The sequence below is a fragment of the Pseudomonas mucidolens genome (assembly GCF_900106045.1).
In the GTDB taxonomy this organism is placed as follows: Bacteria; Pseudomonadota; Gammaproteobacteria; order Pseudomonadales; family Pseudomonadaceae; genus Aquipseudomonas; species Aquipseudomonas mucidolens.
The window spans coordinates 185,812-202,941 of record NZ_LT629802.1; the positions used below are offsets into that span (position 1 = coordinate 185,812).

The 17,130-nt window shown below is 58.5% G+C and carries 17 protein-coding genes, 1 other RNA gene and 2 pseudogenes; 12 read left to right on the forward strand and 8 right to left on the reverse strand.

Annotation, left to right across the window (positions count from 1 at the left end; translation table 11 throughout):
- Nucleotides 1-64: 64 nt before the first annotated feature.
- Nucleotides 65-293: pseudogene (locus BLU75_RS00920) on the forward strand (IS5/IS1182 family transposase); the annotation flags it as partial.
- A gap of 74 nt (nt 294-367) precedes the next feature.
- Here BLU75_RS00920 and BLU75_RS27120 read toward each other — a convergent pair.
- The 4 genes and pseudogenes from BLU75_RS27120 to BLU75_RS00940 form a co-directional block, all read right to left on the reverse strand.
- Nucleotides 368-532 (reverse strand): annotated as a pseudogene (locus BLU75_RS27120) (transposase domain-containing protein); the annotation flags it as partial.
- Entirely contained in the window at nt 533-1,543 is a 1,011-nt protein-coding gene (locus tag BLU75_RS00930) for a zinc-dependent alcohol dehydrogenase family protein (protein ID WP_084376257.1), read from the reverse strand. It lies immediately after the preceding pseudogene.
- Nucleotides 1,544-1,598: 55 nt separating this feature from the next.
- Nucleotides 1,599-1,895: an ArsR/SmtB family transcription factor gene (locus BLU75_RS00935; RefSeq protein ID WP_084376512.1), complete on the reverse strand. Its 297-nt coding sequence runs from the start codon at nt 1,893-1,895 to the stop codon at nt 1,599-1,601.
- A gap of 282 nt (nt 1,896-2,177) precedes the next feature.
- Nucleotides 2,178-2,600: a tyrosine-type recombinase/integrase gene (locus BLU75_RS00940; protein ID WP_231982601.1), complete on the reverse strand. Its 423-nt coding sequence runs from the start codon at nt 2,598-2,600 to the stop codon at nt 2,178-2,180.
- Between the two features lie 145 nt (nt 2,601-2,745).
- On the opposite strand from BLU75_RS00940, the gene BLU75_RS00945 reads away from it, so the two are divergent.
- Both BLU75_RS00945 and BLU75_RS00950 read left to right on the forward strand, forming a co-directional pair.
- A complete protein-coding gene (locus BLU75_RS00945; protein WP_084376256.1) occupies nt 2,746-3,390 on the forward strand; it encodes an MBL fold metallo-hydrolase in 645 nt (214 codons plus the stop codon).
- Between the two features lie 210 nt (nt 3,391-3,600).
- Entirely contained in the window at nt 3,601-4,368 is a 768-nt protein-coding gene (locus BLU75_RS00950) for an OmpA family protein (RefSeq protein ID WP_084376255.1), read from the forward strand.
- A 64-nt stretch (nt 4,369-4,432) separates the two neighbouring features.
- Here the strand turns inward: BLU75_RS00950 and BLU75_RS00955 are convergent, their stop codons facing one another.
- The 4 genes from BLU75_RS00955 to BLU75_RS00970 all read right to left on the reverse strand — a co-directional run bounded on the left by BLU75_RS00955 (nt 4,433) and on the right by BLU75_RS00970 (nt 7,892).
- Nucleotides 4,433-5,014, reverse strand: a complete 582-nt coding sequence (locus BLU75_RS00955; protein ID WP_084376254.1) for a BON domain-containing protein — start codon at nt 5,012-5,014, stop codon at nt 4,433-4,435.
- A complete protein-coding gene (locus BLU75_RS00960) occupies nt 5,011-5,604 on the reverse strand; it encodes a phosphoheptose isomerase (protein ID WP_007904374.1) in 594 nt (197 codons plus the stop codon). Before BLU75_RS00960 ends, BLU75_RS00955 begins: the two co-directional genes overlap by 4 nt.
- Nucleotides 5,605-5,709: 105 nt before the next feature.
- Nucleotides 5,710-6,081 (reverse strand): YraN family protein, encoded by a 372-nt coding sequence (locus BLU75_RS00965; RefSeq protein ID WP_084376253.1) that lies wholly within the window; start codon nt 6,079-6,081, stop codon nt 5,710-5,712.
- On the reverse strand, nt 6,081-7,892 hold the full coding sequence (locus tag BLU75_RS00970) for a penicillin-binding protein activator (protein WP_084376252.1): 1,812 nt from the start codon (nt 7,890-7,892) through the stop codon (nt 6,081-6,083). The genes BLU75_RS00965 and BLU75_RS00970 overlap by 1 nt, the downstream gene beginning before the upstream one ends.
- A gap of 186 nt (nt 7,893-8,078) precedes the next feature.
- Between BLU75_RS00970 and rsmI the strand changes: the two genes are divergently transcribed.
- The 9 genes from rsmI to mraY all read left to right on the forward strand — a co-directional run bounded on the left by rsmI (nt 8,079) and on the right by mraY (nt 17,127).
- A complete protein-coding gene (gene rsmI / locus BLU75_RS00975; protein WP_165447439.1) occupies nt 8,079-8,984 on the forward strand; it encodes a 16S rRNA (cytidine(1402)-2'-O)-methyltransferase in 906 nt (301 codons plus the stop codon).
- Between the two features lie 95 nt (nt 8,985-9,079).
- An RNA gene (rnpB, locus tag BLU75_RS00980) (RNase P RNA component class A) lies at nt 9,080-9,433 on the forward strand.
- Nucleotides 9,434-9,787: 354 nt separating this feature from the next.
- A complete protein-coding gene (gene mraZ / locus BLU75_RS00985) occupies nt 9,788-10,243 on the forward strand; it encodes a division/cell wall cluster transcriptional repressor MraZ (RefSeq protein WP_084376251.1) in 456 nt (151 codons plus the stop codon).
- Complete coding sequence (gene rsmH / locus BLU75_RS00990; protein ID WP_084376250.1) at nt 10,240-11,187, forward strand: 16S rRNA (cytosine(1402)-N(4))-methyltransferase RsmH; 948 nt, start codon at nt 10,240-10,242, stop codon at nt 11,185-11,187. The genes mraZ and rsmH overlap by 4 nt, the downstream gene beginning before the upstream one ends.
- Nucleotides 11,184-11,477 (forward strand): cell division protein FtsL, encoded by a 294-nt coding sequence (gene ftsL / locus BLU75_RS00995; RefSeq protein WP_084376249.1) that lies wholly within the window; start codon nt 11,184-11,186, stop codon nt 11,475-11,477. The genes rsmH and ftsL overlap by 4 nt, the downstream gene beginning before the upstream one ends.
- Nucleotides 11,477-13,219, forward strand: a complete 1,743-nt coding sequence (locus BLU75_RS01000; protein WP_165447441.1) for a peptidoglycan D,D-transpeptidase FtsI family protein — start codon at nt 11,477-11,479, stop codon at nt 13,217-13,219. Before ftsL ends, BLU75_RS01000 begins: the two co-directional genes overlap by 1 nt.
- On the forward strand, nt 13,219-14,682 hold the full coding sequence (locus BLU75_RS01005; RefSeq protein WP_084376247.1) for a UDP-N-acetylmuramoyl-L-alanyl-D-glutamate--2,6-diaminopimelate ligase: 1,464 nt from the start codon (nt 13,219-13,221) through the stop codon (nt 14,680-14,682). Before BLU75_RS01000 ends, BLU75_RS01005 begins: the two co-directional genes overlap by 1 nt.
- A complete protein-coding gene (locus BLU75_RS01010; RefSeq protein ID WP_084376246.1) occupies nt 14,675-16,045 on the forward strand; it encodes a UDP-N-acetylmuramoyl-tripeptide--D-alanyl-D-alanine ligase in 1,371 nt (456 codons plus the stop codon). Before BLU75_RS01005 ends, BLU75_RS01010 begins: the two co-directional genes overlap by 8 nt.
- Entirely contained in the window at nt 16,045-17,127 is a 1,083-nt protein-coding gene (gene mraY / locus BLU75_RS01015; RefSeq protein ID WP_090221345.1) for a phospho-N-acetylmuramoyl-pentapeptide-transferase, read from the forward strand. Before BLU75_RS01010 ends, mraY begins: the two co-directional genes overlap by 1 nt.
- Nucleotides 17,128-17,130 lie beyond the last annotated feature (3 nt).

A 17,130-nucleotide genomic window follows, 5' to 3' on the forward strand; every position in this document is an offset into this window, starting at 1 on the left:
GGAGACCCAGAACAGATCCCCAAATATTCTGAAATATGCCCTTATCACCTGACCCGAGCCCTGCATGAGCCAGATGAGCTTTTCCGACCTCGAATACGCCGGCGAACTTAAGCGAAGTCGCCGCGAACGGTTCCTTGCCGAGATGCAGCACATTGTGCCCTGCAGTGGTTTACTGAAGCTGATCGAACCGTATTACCCAAGGCTGACGGTGGTCGCAAGTCCTATCCTCTAGAAACCGTGCTGCGCATCCTTCTAGCGTAAAACTGGTTTCTCAGAGCGACCCGGCGATGGAAAGGCGCTGTATGACATCAGGTGGGTAATCGCACAGACTTACCCCACATTTGCATTCGACCTGAGCCGTCATTTGCTACGGATTGGTCCAGTACGCTCCGTGGCCATGACCGGTAGAGAACGACCCATTGCTGCCGGTTGCGACAGGCAGCAATGGGCCAATTTCTCTCGTCCGCTGCGTCGGCAGCCGTGTCAGCACATCTTTGAGATAGGCATACGGATCATGCCCATTCATGCGTGCTTAGATATCCAGGCAAATTTTGCCGAAATGCTGGTTGGTTTCCTGATACTTGAACGCTTCGACAATCTCGCTCAAAGGGAAATGGCGATCAATAATCGGGCGCATGCCATTAGCATTGATGGCTCGAATCATGTCTTGCTGCTGGCTGCGGCTACCCACCAATACACCCTGCAGACGCACTTGCTTGATCAGGGCCGGTACGAAATTCATTGCACCGCTTACGCCACTCAATATCCCGATGACAGAGATGTGACCAGCAACCCGAATTGCAATCATCGATTGTTCAAGCGTCGCAGGGCCGCCGACTTCGATGATGTGGTCAACACCACGGCCACCCGTTAGAGCGCGTGCAGTTTCGCCCCAGTTAAGGTCTTTGCGGTAATTGATCACATGATCAGCGCCTAGCGCTTTCAGACGTTCAAGTTTTTCGTCGCTTGAAGAGGTAGCAATGACGGTAGCACCGGCCATCTTAGCGAACTGCAGGGCGAAAATTGAAACGCCACCAGTGCCTTGGACGAGCACGGTGTCGCCCGGCTTGAGTGAGTCATCGGCCATCAGGGCACGCCATGCAGTAAGGCCGGCGGTGGTAAGCGTCGACGCTTCAGCATGGCTGTAGCCAGTAGGCGCGAGGGTGAACGATGTGGCTTTGGCCGTCACTTGCTCACGAGCGTAGCCGTCAATGCCATCACCTGGCACGCTAACAAAGCCTTCAACCAGTGGCACACCGTTGATCCACTCCGGGAAGAAGGTGCTGACGACCGAGTCACCCACCTTGAATTCAGTGACATCTGGGCCGACAGCAATGACTTCACCTGCACCATCGGCCATGGGGATGCGTTTTTCGCTAGGGCCCCACATACCGCTGACCACCGCGAAGTCGTGGTAGTTGAGCGAGTTGGCGTGAAGGCGTACGGTGATTTCGCCGCGCGCTGCGGCTTGGACTTCGCTGCTGCCAACCTCAACCTTTTCATAGCCGCCACCGGGTTGGACGAAGATAGTTTTGCTGCTCATAGGGGATTCCTTATGTTTTCTAATTACGCGAAATAACGAAATGAAAGTTTAAAAATTACAAGTCGATGATCAGCCTAGCCGCAAAGTCATCAATCGCCTGTTCATTGCGCCGGTAGTAAGTCCACTTTCCGATGCGGGTGGTTAGCACGAAGCCTGCACGTTGCAAGATAGCTAAATGTGCAGATGCGGTAGAAGGTGAAAGCCCGGCCTTGTGCTGCAAATGGGTTACGCACACGCCTATCGCAGGATCGCCATGATCCTGAGGTGGGAAATTACTGAGTGGGTCTTTGAGCCACTCCATCATTTGCATGCGAGTGTCGTTGCCCAGGGCTTTGAGCTGTTCGAGTATCATGGTTGGCAATACTACGCTTTTTTCCGAAATGTTCAATAAGTAATCTATTACCCTCCGCAAGGGTTTGAAATCAAAAAAACGCATCAAGCGCTATCAGAGGATATGCGCTAAGCATCAGAGTGGATGAGCTTGGAGCTACGCCGCTACGCCGCTACGCCGCTACGCCGCTACGCCGCTACGCCGCTACGTTGCTTCGTAAACCCATGCAGGGGGGGAATTTCCGCCAGTCGCGAGGTAGCTTCATGACGTAAGTCTTGGAATCGCAAATCTATCAGGAACGGATCAGCGCTGATGCGCTTGTCGGTTTTCTCCTGTGATGTTTTCTTCTGTTTGAGATGACGGGATAGACGCTTTCGCGTAGGCGTTGCGTGCGTCGCTAATAGCATCCGCGAATGCTTTGGTGATTGAGTCGGGCCTGCTTTTAAAGCAGCGACCATCGTCTCGCACAGCAAGGCGATTCAATACCTCAACGGTCTTGCTAGACAGGGGTACTCCACGGGAAGAGCCGTTTTTGGCCATAGACAATAGAGCAACTCTTTTGCCTGGATTGACGTTGGCGCTCTGTAAACCGGTTATTTCACGGCGACGCATCGCCGTTTCCACTGCGAAGGTCATACTATTTGGTAGCTCGCTCGAGCGAGAGTGGCGGAAAATCATTTCGAGCTCATCCAGATGTTCGTAGAGTAGCTTCCCATCCTTCTGCATCCACACTCTGTACTTAGGATTCGTCGCTCGCGGGCGTCGTCAACGCTTGGTTGGCGGATGAGTTCAACCACGTTGTTCAGAGACTCCATGCGCCACTCTTTACCGGCGATGGTGAAAATGTGCCATTAACTTTACAGGAGCATCCATGGACGCCGCAAAGCCCTTGCTTATCCGCGAAACCTTCCCTGTCGGCCCTTTGCAGTGCAACTGCACCATCATTGGCGACCCCATCAGCAAAAAGGCGATTGTGGTCGATCCTGGTGGCAATCCCGAGTTGATCCTGGCGCGACTCGAGGCGCTGGGTCTGAAAGTGGTGAGCATTATCCATACCCATGCACATCTTGATCATTTCCTGGCCTCCGGGCAGTTGAAGGAACTGACCGGTGCCACGCTCCACCTGCACAAGGCCGATCAATTCCTCTGGGATAACCTGGAAATGCAGTGCCAGATGTTTGGTGTGCCTTACGTGCCAGTACCTCCGCCGGATCGCTGGCTGGCGGATGATGAGGCACTGGCTTGTGGCTGCGGCGTGGGGTTGCATACGCCGGGGCATACACCCGGTTCCATGAGTTTCTGGTTCGCCGACGCCAAGTTGCTGATAGCTGGCGATACATTGTTCCGGCGCGGTGTGGGCCGTACGGATCTGTGGGGCGCAGATCAAGCGACGATTGTGCGGTCCATCAAGCAGCGGCTGTATACCCTGGATGAGACGGCGACCGTGGTGACTGGGCATGGCCCGGATACGTGCCTGGGTGACGAGATGCGCGAAAATCCATTTGTCCGGGCGTGATGATAGAGCGGATGTCGAGATGCGTTGTAGCAAAAAGACAGCTCGATTTCTGCAAGCGTCTGCTACGGTTTCCGTAGGCACGCCGCTGCCATCTTTGTTGCATGTGCGGGGCAGTCACGGAATTTTTACCGTTTGTCGCGTTCCAAACCCCGCATAGGTCCATTGCCAATGTCCTCTGCATCACAGAATGCAAAAGTAGGAGCTCTCTTCATGTTCACTTCGCGTCGTTTGCTTGTTGTTGCCACGGCTGTAGCCTTGTTGTCGGGCTGTGCTTCCCCTAATCCTTGCGATGGCAGCCAAGGACAGGCCAACAACGGATCACAAGGCATGAGTAAAACCGCCAAATACGGCGGACTCGGTGCATTGGCCGGTGCATTGGCGGGTGCGGCCATTAACCATGACAACCGTGGCAAGGGCGCGCTGATTGGCGCTGCCGTCGCCGGGATGGGTGCTGCGGGTTACGGCTATTACGCCGATCAGCAGGAAAAGAAATTGCGGGAAAGCATGGCCAATACCGGGGTCGAGGTGCAGCGCCAGGGCGATCAAATCAAGTTGATCATGCCGGGTAATATCACCTTCGCCACTGACTCGGCCGCGATTGCCAGCAGTTTTTATACTCCGTTGAACAATCTGGCTGGCTCCCTCAAGCAGTTCAATCAGAACACCATTCAGATCGTGGGTTATACCGACAGTACCGGTAGCCGTCAGCACAACATGGATCTATCCCAGCGTCGTGCGCAGAGCGTCGCCAACTATCTGACATCCCAGGGCGTCAGCCCGACCAACCTGAGTGCACGTGGCGCCGGTCCGGATAATCCGATTGCCAGCAATGCAGATGTCAATGGCCGCGCCCAGAACCGTCGCGTCGAGGTCAACCTTGGCCCGATCCCGGGTCAGCAGTACGGTCAACCTGGCCAGCAGCAAGCACCGCAGCAAAACAACGAGTTCCAGGGCAATCCGTACCAGCAGTACCAGTAAGCGCAGGACATGAAAAAGGGCGCCGTGCAGTCAATGCGCGGCGCCCTTTTTTGTGCCGGTGTCATCAGTCGATGTATTCGAACAGCTTCACAATCTTCTGTACGCCGGAGACACCTTGCACCAGGTTAGTGGCGCGAGTGGCTTCCTGTTGGGTCAGCAGACCCATCATGTAAACGATGCCGTTATCGGTGATGACCTTGATCCGTGAACCGGGAATCGCGCTATCGGCCAGCATCTGCGTCTTGATCTTGGTGGTCAGCAAGGCATCGTTGCTGATTGCCAGCAGCGTGATGGGTTGCATGACCTGCAATTCGTTGTGGACCTTCTTGACCCGCTGAACGGTTGAGGCCGCTTGTTCGGCCTGGGTCTTGAGGTCTGCGCGCGGGGTTTGTCCTGCGAGCAGCACCACGCCGTTATAGCTGGTCACGACAATGCGCGACGCCCCGTTGCCCAGGTCCGGGGCGGCTTTGGCGACATTGACGGAGACCTTGGTTTCGATCAGCGAGTCATCGATCTTGCTGCCGAAGGTGCGGGTACCTCGGTCATCCTGGATCGGCGTGTCGCGGCTCGCAGTGATTACCGAGCTGCAGCCGCTGATGCCGAGGCACAGCGTGAGGGCCAATAGGCTGAGGCGGTTAACGATCATTCTTCACTCCCGAACAGTTGGCTGTCGATCAGATCACACAGGCAATGGATCGCCAGCAGATGGACTTCCTGAATACGTGCGGTGACATTCGCTGGGACGCGTATCTCCACGTCTTCGGGCAACAGCAGCGAGGCCATGCCGCCGCCATCGCGCCCGGTCAATGCTACGACAATCATTTCACGATCATGTGCGGCCTGGATCGCTTGAATAATATTCGCCGAGTTGCCACTGGTGGAAATCGCCAGCAGCACGTCGCCCGGTTGGCCGAGGGCGCGGATTTGTTTGGAGAATATTTCGTTGTAACTGTAATCGTTGGCGATCGAAGTGATCGTCGAGGAGTCGGTGGTCAGGGCGATGGCCGGCAGGCTCGGGCGCTCACGCTCGAAACGGTTGAGCAACTCGGAGGAGAAATGCTGGGCGTCGCCGGCCGAACCACCATTGCCGCACGACAGCATTTTGCCCTCGTTGAGCAGGGCGTTGACCATCACCTGGCTGGCTTGCTCGATGTGCGGTGCAAGTACGTCCATCGCCTGTTGCTTGGTATCGATACTGGCCTGGAAAAGCTGGCGAATTCGGGATTGCATGTCCATCTGTGTGACCTTAAGTAGCGCGGCTGTTTGGCACAAAAATGTGCAGCCCGCAAAGCAAAGAGCAAAAGTGTGCGGTAAAGATATCCGCGCCGGCCTGGGTATTGCTCAGCCGTCAAAGGCGTTGCGCAACCAGTTCAGGTCAACGGTTCCGTGCGGGGCGCATTCTATGGCTACCACATCGAAACGGCAGGGAGAGTCGGCCCAGCGATGTTCACTGAGCAGGAAAAACTGCGCGGCGAGTATCAGTTTTTGACGCTTGCGCCCGTCGATACTCGCGAGCGCGCCACCCCATTGTGCGTGTTTTCTGTAGCGGACTTCGACGAATACTACTGTATCGCCGTCAAGCATGACCAGATCAAGCTCGCCGCGTTTACACAACCAGTTCTGCGCCAGGAGGCGCAGACCCTGGTGTTGCAAGTGTTCAAGTGCCTGGCGTTCGGCATCCTTACCGCTTTGAGAACTGGTCCGCTGGGGCATCAGCGCGGCGTGTCAGGCAGGCGTTGAACCTGTCCGCTGACAAACTGCGCCCATGGCATCTGACGTTCGATCCGTTGGCTCGGGCTCATGCCCAGGCTGCCGGAAAGGCCATCAATGCGCGTGTCCGGCAGCGCCTTGAGTTGGCCCAGTCGTGGTGCCAGACCGTACGCATCGGCGCCCATCGCAAAAAGACGGCCCAGGCTGCCATTGGCTTGTGGCCATTGGGCGGCAACCTGATTGCGCAGCGGGTTGGAAGTGTCAAGCAGCCACGGCGTTTCGCAGAACATCACGCCGGTCATGTCCTTGTACTGGTTGATGTCGCCACTGGCGCTGAACACGTGGGAAGTGGCATACACCGGTACATCGCCCGCGTATTGGAAGTTCAGGGTCGGCTTGATCTGCTGGGCTTGCTGCGGCGTTACGGCGAGGAAGATGAACTCGATATCGCGGCTGCGCGACGGTTGTGCAGCCACCTCGGTCCCGACCGTGCTTTGCAGGCTCTTGGCGCGACCTTCGCTTTGGCGCAGCTTGAACAAATCAGCGATCTGCTGGGCCAATGCGACAGGTTTGTCGACGTGCTCGACACCGATTATGGTGCCGCCGTGGGCTTCCCAGTCCTGGCGGAAGGCATTGAATACGCGGTTGCCCCATTCACCCTTCGGTACCATGGCGGCGGCGCGGTGCAAGCCGTCGGCGCGGGCCCGGCGCGATACTTCGCGCGCTTCGTCTTCCGCAGCCAGGCCGAATTGGAACAGTTGAGGCGGACCCTGTTCGGTTTCGCTGTAGTTCAGGGCCAGGGTGGTAATAGGTAATTGCGCGCGGGCGCTGAGTTGCTTGACCAGCGGCTTCTCCAGCGGACCGATCACCAGTTGCACGCCGGCAGCCTGGGCCTTGCTGTAGAAGTCGTCGATGGAGGTCAGGCGCGAGGTGTCATAAAACTCGATGACCGGTGGTTTCTGTCCGGCCTGTTCCGCCTGATAGTGCGCGGCCATGAAGCCTTCGCGCAGCGCCTTGGCCACATTCGCCAGCGGGCCTTCCTGGGGCAACAGCAGGGCGATTTTGTTCAGGGGTTGACTGGCGAGTTCCTTGAGCTTGACCAATGGCGTCGGCAGGTTCACTGCGGCTGGATGCGCAGGGTTTTGCGAGCGCCAGGTATCGATCGCAGCTTGCTGCTGTTCCAGGGTACCGGCGCTCTTGATCGCCTGGACCAGGCTGATCCAGCCATCCAGGGTCGGATTGCCGGTGGCTTGCAACTGCTCGGCAGGCACGGCAGCGATCAAGGTCCAGATCGCCTCATGATTAGGCGCGACCGCTTCGCCGGTCAGCAGCGGGGCCATGGCGACACGCTCGCGAGCGGCGGCCATGATCTGGCCATCGGCTTCGTAGGCGCGAGCATGCACGGTGCTGGTGCGAATCTGTTGTTCTGGCGGCAGCTCTGCAAGGTTTTGCAGGCTTGGATGCTGCAGTGCCGTCAACGCTGCCTTGGGCTGGTTGCGGGTCATGGCCAGCTCCGCCGTCAAGGTACTGGCAAATACCTGGGCGGCGGGTTTCAGGCTGTCCATGGGCACTTGCGCCAGAATCTGCGCGGAACGTCCGGGGTTGTTCTGCTGGAATGCCATGTCCGCCGCGCTCAGGCGCAACAGTGCGGCTTTTTCCGGTGTCTTGGCCGAAGTCGCCTGTTCGAGCAATTGCTCGATACTGGCATCCGGGGTCCGTGGGAGTTCGCCAAGGCTTGACGAGGGCGAGCTGGCGCAAGCCGCCAACAGGGCAGCGAGACAGAAGGCAGAGAACAGCCGCAGGCAAGCGATCATGTAAGTGTTCCTGATACCGATCAAATTAGTGTGGAATTGTACCCAAGCACTGGCCGGGGCGCGATGTTACTGGCATGAAACCGTCGATTTAGATCGTGTAAATGTTGCTGGACGTCACGGCGCGCAGTAAACAGGCGGGTCGAGCGCCTGTTCGGTGACGCATTTTTTTGGCGTCTACGCGTTACAATGTGGCTTTTGCCAATCATTGAGGTGTGCGCTTTGACTGCTCCGGGTCCTTTGAATTCCACTGCTGGCTCGCTTTTTGTGGTGGCGACGCCCATTGGCAATCTGGACGATATCAGTGCGCGGGCATTGAAAGTGTTGCGCGAAGCCAAATTGATTGCGGCTGAGGACACTCGGCATTCCCTGCGGCTGCTCCAGCATTTTGGGATCACCACGCCATTGGTTGCCTGCCATGAACACAACGAGCGTGAAGAGGGCAGTCGCTTTATTACGCGGTTGCTCGCCGGCGATGACGTGGCGTTGATTTCTGATGCCGGCACGCCACTTATCTCCGATCCGGGTTACCACTTGGTACGTCAGGCCCGCGCTGCGGGAATCAATGTAGTGCCTGTTCCAGGTGCGTGCGCGCTGATCGCCGCATTATCGGCGGCGGGCTTGCCGTCTGACCGTTTCATTTTCGAAGGGTTTCTGCCGGCCAAGGCCGTGGGGCGCCGAGCACGGCTCGAACTATTAAAGGAGGAGCCGCGCACGCTGATCTTCTACGAGGCCCCGCATCGCATTCTTGAGTGCCTGCAAGACATGGAACTGGTGTTCGGTGGCGAGCGCCTAGCCTTGCTGGCGCGGGAGCTGACCAAAACCTTTGAAACCCTCAAGGGCCTGCCGCTCGAGGCGCTGCGCGAATTCGTCGAGGCTGACAGCAATCAGCAGCGTGGCGAGTGCGTGGTGCTGGTCGCGGGCTGGACAGCGCCGGAGTCCGAAGAAGCGGTGGGCAGCGAGGCCATGCGCGTCCTGGATTTGTTGCTCAAGGAAATGCCGCTCAAGCGCGCCGCTGCACTGGCGGCGGAAATAACCGGGGTGCGCAAGAACGTGCTGTATCAGGTCGCGCTGGATAAGCAAAAGGACAAATAGTTCCGCGCCTGGACCTGCACGGCGTCGGAAGGTGATGGCAATGCTGTCTTTTAATGCTTGTCCTGAGGGCGCCGTGCCGTTAACCTTCGCGGCGGAGAGTCGATTGGACAGTCGCTGCCCTCTATGAAAATTAGGGGGGGGAGGAAAGTCCGGGCTCCATAGGGCGAAGTGCCAGGTAATGCCTGGGGGGCGTGAGCCTACGGAAAGTGCCACAGAAAATAACCGCCTAAGCACTTCGGTGCCGGTAAGGGTGAAAAGGTGCGGTAAGAGCGCACCGCACGACTGGCAACAGTTCGTGGCTAGGTAAACCCCACTTGGAGCAAGACCAAATAGGGTTCCAAGGCGTGGCCCGCGCTGGAACCGGGTAGGTTGCTAAAGATGTCCAGTGATGGCCATCGTAGACGAATGACTGTTCAAGACAGAACCCGGCTTATAGATCGACTCTCCACCTTTTTCCTTCTACGCGAGTCTCGGGTAGAAAACCGGTAGTAGCGCAAGAATCCCTCCCTGCCAAATCAATGGCAGATGCGTCTTCGTAATACCAAAAAAATCTTACTCTTAATAAATTACTTTAAGTTCGGGCTTTAAGTCTTTGAGCTGTCTCGGCTTGTCGAGTCAAAAACAGTGCCAAACTCTCGTTTCTCTTCCTTTTGCGCTCCTAAATCTCCGTTCTGTAAGGCTTTTCCTTTAATCCGCGCCTTGACGGTGTGGTGGGCGCATTCCTATAGTGTGCGCAAGTGGCGGAAAGTGGCACAAAGTGGGTTTTTTGAACGTAAAACGCTAAAAATTGGAGAAACGCATCTGTGTTTCGCGGAGCTAACGCTATCAGTCTCGATGCAAAAGGCCGTCTCGCCATGCCGAGCCGGTATCGTGACGAGCTCATTTCGCGAAGTTCCGGGCAGTTAATCATCACTATCGACGCCGTAGACCCCTGTTTGTGTGTTTACCCCCTCGATGAGTGGGAACTGATTGAAACCAAGTTGCGTGCCTTGCCTTCATTGCGTGAAGAAAACCGCCGCCTGCAATGCTTGCTGATTGGTAATGCCGTCGATCTTGAGCTCGACGGCAGTGGTCGTTTCCTGGTCCCGCCGCGTTTGCGCGAATACGCCAAATTGGATAAGCGCGCGATGCTGGTAGGCCAACTGAACAAGTTCCAATTGTGGGACGAAGGTGCCTGGGATGCTGTTTCTGCAGCTGACCTGGCGGCTATTCAACAACCGGGCGCCATGCCTGATGAACTGCGTGATTTGATCCTGTGACTATTGATAGCGGCTTTAACCACATCACCGTACTGCTTGACGAAGCCGTCGAGGCTCTCGCCGTACGCGCGGATGGCTGCTATTTGGACGGGACCTTTGGCAGGGGCGGGCACAGTCGGTTGATACTCAGCCAGCTCGGGTCCGACGGTAAACTCCTCGGGTTTGACAAAGACCCTCAAGCGATTGCCACCGGGCAAGCGCTAGCGGCCGAAGACGGCCGCTTTGTCGTTGTGCAGCGCAGCTTTGCCGAGTTGGGCGCCGAAGTGGCCGAGCGCGGCATGGCGGGCAAGGTGGCCGGGGTCTTGCTCGATCTGGGCGTGTCCTCGCCACAGCTGGATGACCCGGAACGCGGTTTCAGTTTCATGAACGACGGTCCGCTCGATATGCGCATGGATCCGTCGCGTGGTGTCAGTGCCGCGCAGTTCATCGCCACCGCACCGGTGGAAGAAATCGCCCGGGTGTTCAAGGAATACGGTGAAGAGCGTTTCGCCGGTCGCATGGCCCGTGCCGTGGTCGAGCGCCGGGAAATCCAGCCGTTTGAACGCACTGCCGACCTAGCCGAAGTGCTGAAGGTCGCCAATCCTGCGTGGGAAAAAGGTAAAAATCCGGCCACTCGAGCATTTCAAGGCCTGCGCATTCACGTCAACAACGAGCTGGGCGATCTGGAGGCCGGCCTCGAAGCCGCGCTGGAAGCCTTGGAAGTGGGCGGTCGCCTGGTGGTGATCAGCTTCCACTCCCTGGAAGACCGTATCGTCAAATTATTCATGCGACGCCTGGTCAAGGGCGAATCCGACAACCTGCCGCGTAACCTGCCGGTGCGTTTCGAGGCCTTTGCGCCGAAAATCAAAATCCATGGCAAGGCGCAGTTCGCTTCCGAAGCCGAACTCAAGGCCAACCCACGCGCCCGTAGCGCTGTCATGCGCGTCGCGGAGAAGCTGCGGTGAGCAGGCTTTTCGCCAAGCCCCTGCCGGGCGGCAGCTTCTTTATGTTGCTGTTGTTCGTTGGCGTGCTGCTGTCCGCGATTGCCGTGTCCTACAGCGCCCACTGGAACCGCCAATTGCTCAATTCCCTGTACGGGGAATTGAGTGTGCGCGACAAGGCGCAGGCGGAATGGGGTCGGCTGATTCTCGAGCAAAGCACCTGGACGGCGCACAGCCGCATCGAGGTGTTGGCCACTGAACAATTGAAGATGCATATCCCGGGCGCTGCAGACGTTCGCATGGTGGCGCCATGATGAAACTTGAAGGCGCGCTCTACCCGTGGCGTTTCCGTCTGGTGCTGGGCTTGCTGGCATTGATGGTGGGCGCGATCGTCTGGCGCATTATCGACCTGCAAGTGGTGGATCGGGACTTCCTGATCAGCCAGGGCGATGCCCGTAGCCTGCGGCATATTCCGATCCCCGCGCACCGTGGCCTGATTACCGACCGTAATGGCGAGCCCCTGGCTGTCAGTACGCCGGTAACGACCTTGTGGGCCAACCCCAAGGAACTGCAGGTCGCCAAGAACAAATGGACGGAGTTGGCGACGGCGCTGGATCAGGATCCAAAAGCCTTGAAGGCGCGCCTGGAAGCCCAGGCCAGTAAAGAGTTCATTTATCTGGTGCGTGGCCTGACTCCCGAGCAAGGCCAGCATGTGCTTGACCTGAAAATCCCCGGTGTCTATGGCATCGAGGAGTTTCGGCGTTTCTATCCAGCTGGCGAAACTACCGCGCATATGGTGGGTTTCACCGATATCGATGACCGCGGTCGTGAAGGGGTCGAGCTGGCCTACGATGAGTGGCTCGCTGGGGTTCCCGGCAAACGCCAGGTCATCAAGGATCGGCGCGGCAGACTGATCAAGGATGTTCAGGTCACCAAAAACGCCAAGGCTGGCAAGCCCTTGGCGTTGTCGATTGACTTGCGCCTGCAGTACCTGGCCAACCGCGAACTGCGTAACGCCATCATCGAGAACGGCGCCAAGGCTGGCAGCCTGGTGATCATGGACGTCAAGACCGGCGAGATCCTCGCCATGGTCAACCAGCCGACCTACAACCCGAACAACCGCCGTAACCTGCAACCGGCGATGATGCGCAACCGCGCCATGATCGACGTGTTCGAGCCGGGCTCGACGATGAAAGCCATCTCCATGAGTGCTGCGCTGGAAACCGGACGCTGGAAACCCTCCGACAAGGTCGAGGTCTTCCCCTACACCTTGCAGATAGGCAAATACACGATTCGTGACGTGTCTCGCGGCGAAGGTCCGGTGCTGGACTTGGCCGGCATCCTGATCAACTCCAGTAACGTCGGGATGAGTAAGGTTGCGTTCGATATCGGCGGCGAGACCATTTACCAGCTCGCGCAAAAAATCGGTCTGGGCCAGCCAACCGGTCTTAACTTCCCGGGCGAGCGCGTCGGAAACCTGCCGAACTACCGCGATTGGCGCAAGGCCGAAACCGCGACCCTGTCCTACGGTTACGGCTTGTCAGTGACCGCCATCCAGTTGGCCCACGCTTTTGCGGTGCTGGCCAACGACGGTCGGATGACGCCGTTGAGCTTGATCCATCTGGACGATGCGCCGAAATCCGAGCAGGTCATCCCGGAAAACGTCGCCAAGACCGTGCAATCCATGTTGCAGCAAGTCATCGAAGCGCCGCGCGGTGTGTTCCGAGCCAAGGTGCCTGCGTATCACGTAGCGGGCAAGTCGGGCACCGCACGTAAAATTTCGGTGGGCGTCAAGGGCTACGCAGAAAACTCCTACCGTTCGTTGTTCGCCGGTTTCGGTCCCATGAGCGATCCGCGTTACGCGGTTGTCGTGGTCATTGATGAACCGAGCAAGGCCGGCTACTTCGGCGGCCTGGTTTCAGCGCCGGTGTTCAGCAAAGTGATGTCCGGCACTCTGCGCCTGATGAACATTACCCCGGATGATCTGCCGCCCACCCAGCAAGCCAACGCCGGGCCGCCTGCAGCTGTCGCAAAAACCGATGGAGGGCGCGGCTGATGTCTCTTAGCCTGAACAAGATATTCGCCCACGCTGGACGTGATCTGTTGATTCGCGAATTGAGTCTGGATAGCCGTACCGTACGTGCCGGTGATCTGTTCCTGGCCGTGCCGGGCGGCAAGTTCGACGGTCGTACTCACATCGCCGACGCCTTGCAGCGCGGTGCGGCGGCGGTGGCCTATGAAGTGGATGGCGCGACTGTATTGCCGATCACCGATGTACCGCTGATTCCGGTCAAGGGCCTGGCGGCGCAGTTGTCGGATATCGCCGGACGTTTTTACGGCGATCCCAGCCGCCAGCTCAACCTGATCGGCGTCACTGGCACCAATGGCAAAACCAGCGTCACTCAGTTGGTGGCCCAGGCCCTTGATCTGCTGGGGCAGCACTGCGGCATCGTCGGTACGCTGGGTAGCGGCTTTTATGGCGCGCTGCAAAGCGGCCTGCACACCACGCCCAATCCGATCGCGGTCCAGGCGACCCTGGCTGACCTGAAGAAGGCCGGCGCCAAGGCTGTCGCGATGGAAGTGTCGTCCCACGGCCTCGACCAGGGGCGGGTGACGGCTCTGGCGTTCGACGTGGCAGTGATGACCAACCTGTCCCGCGATCATCTGGACTATCACGGTTCCATGGAGGCATACGCCGCCGCCAAGGCCAAGCTGTTTGGCTGGAATGATCTGAAGTGCCGCGTGGTGAACCTGGACGATGAGTTCGGTCGCCGGTTGGCGGCTGAAAATAGCCAATCGCGCCTGATCAGCTACAGCCTGGAAGACTCCAGCGCCTACCTGTATTGCCGCGAAGCCCAATTCACTGATGAAGGTGTGCGCGCCACGCTGGTAACGCCGCAGGGCGAACATCATTTGCGCAGCACCTTGCTCGGCCGTTTCAACCTGAGCAACGTGCTCGCGGCCATCGGCGCTTTGCTCGGCCTGGATTACGCCCTGGACGAAATCCTGCGCGTACTCCCCAAACTCGAAGGCCCGGCTGGGCGTATGCAGCGCCTGGGTGGTGGCACCCAGCCGTTGGTGGTGGTCGATTACGCGCATACGCCGGATGCACTGGAAAAAGTCTTGCAGGCCCTGCGTCCTCACGCCAAGGGCAAGTTGTTGTGCCTGTTCGGCTGCGGTGGCGATCGTGATCGCGGCAAGCGCCCGCTGATGGCCGAAATTGTCGAGCGCCTCGCGGACGCTGTGCTGGTGACTGACGACAATCCTCGCAGCGAAGACCCGAGCCGGATTTTCGACGACATTCGCGCGGGTTTCAAAGACGCCGCTCACGTGACCTTTGTTGCCGGTCGCGGCGCGGCTATCGCTCAAGTGATCGCCAACGCCGCTGTCGATGATGTGGTGGTGCTGGCGGGCAAGGGCCACGAGGACTACCAGGAAATCAACGGCGAACGTCATGCTTTCTCCGATCTGGTGGAGGCCGACCACGCCTTGACCGCGTGGGAGGCTGCCCATGCTTAAAGCCATGAAGCTCAGCGAATTGACTCAAGCGCTGTCGGCCCGTCTGTTGTCCAGCGATTGCGCGTTTGATGGTGTCAGCATCGACAGCCGTGCGATCAAGCCGGGACAACTGTTCGTTGCGTTGGCCGGGCCGCGTTTCGACGGTCACGATTATTTGAATGACGTCGCCGCAAAGGGCGCAGTCGGTGCCCTGGTGCAGCGCGCAGTCGCTGACTCGGCATTGCCGCAATTGCTGGTGGCCGACACCCGTCTGGCCCTGGGTCAGTTGGGCGCCCTGAACCGTGACGCCTTCACCCAGCCTGTTGCAGCGATCACCGGCTCCAGCGGCAAAACCACGGTCAAGGAATTGTTGGCGGGTATCCTGCGTACGCGCGGACCGGTACTCGCCACCCGTGGCAATCTGAACAATGACTTTGGCGCACCGTTGACCTTGTTGGAACTGGCCCCGGAGCATACGGCGGCGGTGATCGAGCTGGGCGCCTCGCGCATCGGTGAAATTGCCTACACCGTAGCCATGACCCGGCCCCACGTCGCCATTATCAGTAACGCTGGCACCGCCCATGTTGGCGAGTTTGGCGGCCCTGAGAAAATCGTTGAGGCCAAGGGCGAAATTCTTGAAGGGCTCGACGCTTGCGGTACCGCCATCCTCAATCTTGACGACAAAGCTTTTGAAACCTGGCGTGCGCGTGCTGCCGGCCGCAAGGTCTCGAGTTTCTCGGTAGACAACGCCGTCGCCGATTTCCATGCCTCGAATATCAGTCTCGACGCCCGTGGCTGCCCATCCTTTACCTTGCATTCCCCGCAAGGTGAGGAACATGTGCAATTAAACCTGCTGGGCAATCACAACGTCGCCAACGCCCTGGCTGCCGCTGCCGCTGCTCAAGTACTGGGCGTTTCGCTGTTCGGTATCGCCACCGGTCTTGGCGCGGTGCAGCCAGTCAAGGGGCGCACCGTAGCGCAGCTGTCATCCAATGGCATGCGCGTTATCGATGACAGCTACAACGCCAACCAGTCCTCGATCTGCGCTGCCATCGACCTGCTCAACGGTTTTACAGGGCGCAAGGTGCTGGTCCTGGGCGATATCGCCGAACTGGGTGATTGGGCTGAACAGGCTCACCGTGAAGTCGGTGCCTATGCGACCGGCAAGGTCGACGCGCTTTACGCCGTCGGCCCGAACATGTTCCACGCCGTAAAAGCCTTCGGTGCCGGCGCGCAGCACTTCGCCAGCCAGGCCGAACTGATCCAGGCCCTGCTTGGGGCCGAACAAGAACAACACACCACTATTTTGATCAAGGGATCGCGCAGCGCGGTGATGGAAAACGTCGTCGTGGCCTTGTGTGGCTCAAGTACGGAGAAACATTAATGCTGCTGCTGCTGGCTGAGTATCTGCAACAGTTCCACAAAGGCTTCGCGGTCTTTCAGTACCTGACCCTGCGCGGGATTCTGGGTGTGCTGACCGCGTTGTGTTTGTCGCTGTTTCTGGGGCCATGGATGATCCGCACCCTGCAAAACCTGCAGATCGGTCAGTCAGTGCGCAACGATGGCCCGCAGTCGCACCTGTCAAAGTCCGGCACCCCGACCATGGGCGGTGCGTTGATCCTGTCGTCCATCGGCATCAGTACCTTGCTCTGGGCCGATCTGGCTAACCGCTACGTCTGGGTGGTGCTGCTGGTGACCTTGTTGTTCGGTGCCATCGGTTGGGTGGATGACTATCGCAAGGTGATCGAGAAGAATTCCAGGGGGCTGCCAAGCCGCTGGAAGTACTTCTGGCAATCGGTATTCGGCCTGGGCGCGGCGATCTTCCTTTATGTGACCGCCCCGAGCGCGGTGGAAACCACCCTGATCCTGCCGATGCTCAAGGACGCCAGCATCCCGCTGGGCGTTGGCTTTGTGGTACTGACCTACTTCGTGATCGTCGGCTCCAGCAACGCCGTCAACCTGACCGATGGCCTCGACGGCCTGGCCATTATGCCGACCGTGATGGTCGGCGGCGCGCTGGGCATTTTCTGCTACCTGTCGGGTAACGTGAAATTCGCTGAATACCTGTTGATTCCGTATGTGCCGGGGGCGGGCGAGCTGATCGTGTTCTGCGGCGCATTGATCGGCGCGGGCCTTGGCTTCCTGTGGTTCAACACCTATCCGGCGCAGGTGTTCATGGGAGACGTAGGCGCACTGGCGCTGGGCGCGGCTCTCGGCACGATTGCGGTGATTGTGCGCCAGGAAATTGTGCTGTTCATCATGGGCGGTGTGTTCGTGATGGAAACCCTGTCGGTGGTGATTCAGGTTGCTTCCTTCAAATTGACCGGGCGCCGTGTGTTTCGCATGGCGCCGATTCATCACCACTTTGAACTCAAGGGCTGGCCTGAGCCACGTGTGATCGTCCGTTTCTGGATCATCACCGTGATTCTCGTACTGTTCGGCCTTGCCACCCTGAAACTGAGGTAGAAA

Bases quoted from the DNA above. Each gene is read 5' to 3' on its own strand.
- BLU75_RS00930 (WP_084376257.1), bottom strand. From the start codon at position 1,543: ATGAGCAGCAAAACTATCTTCGTCCAACCCGGTGGCGGCTATGAAAAG.
- BLU75_RS00935 (WP_084376512.1), bottom strand. From the start codon at position 1,895: ATGATACTCGAACAGCTCAAAGCCCTGGGCAACGACACTCGCATGCAA.
- BLU75_RS00940 (WP_231982601.1), bottom strand. From the start codon at position 2,600: ATGCAGAAGGATGGGAAGCTACTCTACGAACATCTGGATGAGCTCGAA.
- BLU75_RS00945 (WP_084376256.1), top strand. From the start codon at position 2,746: ATGGACGCCGCAAAGCCCTTGCTTATCCGCGAAACCTTCCCTGTCGGC.
- BLU75_RS00950 (WP_084376255.1), top strand. From the start codon at position 3,601: ATGTTCACTTCGCGTCGTTTGCTTGTTGTTGCCACGGCTGTAGCCTTG.
- BLU75_RS00955 (WP_084376254.1), bottom strand. From the start codon at position 5,014: ATGATCGTTAACCGCCTCAGCCTATTGGCCCTCACGCTGTGCCTCGGC.
- BLU75_RS00960 (WP_007904374.1), bottom strand. From the start codon at position 5,604: ATGGACATGCAATCCCGAATTCGCCAGCTTTTCCAGGCCAGTATCGAT.
- BLU75_RS00965 (WP_084376253.1), bottom strand. From the start codon at position 6,081: ATGCCCCAGCGGACCAGTTCTCAAAGCGGTAAGGATGCCGAACGCCAG.
- BLU75_RS00970 (WP_084376252.1), bottom strand. From the start codon at position 7,892: ATGATCGCTTGCCTGCGGCTGTTCTCTGCCTTCTGTCTCGCTGCCCTG.
- rsmI (WP_165447439.1), top strand. From the start codon at position 8,079: ATGTGGCTTTTGCCAATCATTGAGGTGTGCGCTTTGACTGCTCCGGGT.
- BLU75_RS01000 (WP_165447441.1), top strand. From the start codon at position 11,477: ATGAAACTTGAAGGCGCGCTCTACCCGTGGCGTTTCCGTCTGGTGCTG.
- BLU75_RS01005 (WP_084376247.1), top strand. From the start codon at position 13,219: ATGTCTCTTAGCCTGAACAAGATATTCGCCCACGCTGGACGTGATCTG.
- BLU75_RS01010 (WP_084376246.1), top strand. From the start codon at position 14,675: ATGCTTAAAGCCATGAAGCTCAGCGAATTGACTCAAGCGCTGTCGGCC.
- mraY (WP_090221345.1), top strand. From the start codon at position 16,045: ATGCTGCTGCTGCTGGCTGAGTATCTGCAACAGTTCCACAAAGGCTTC.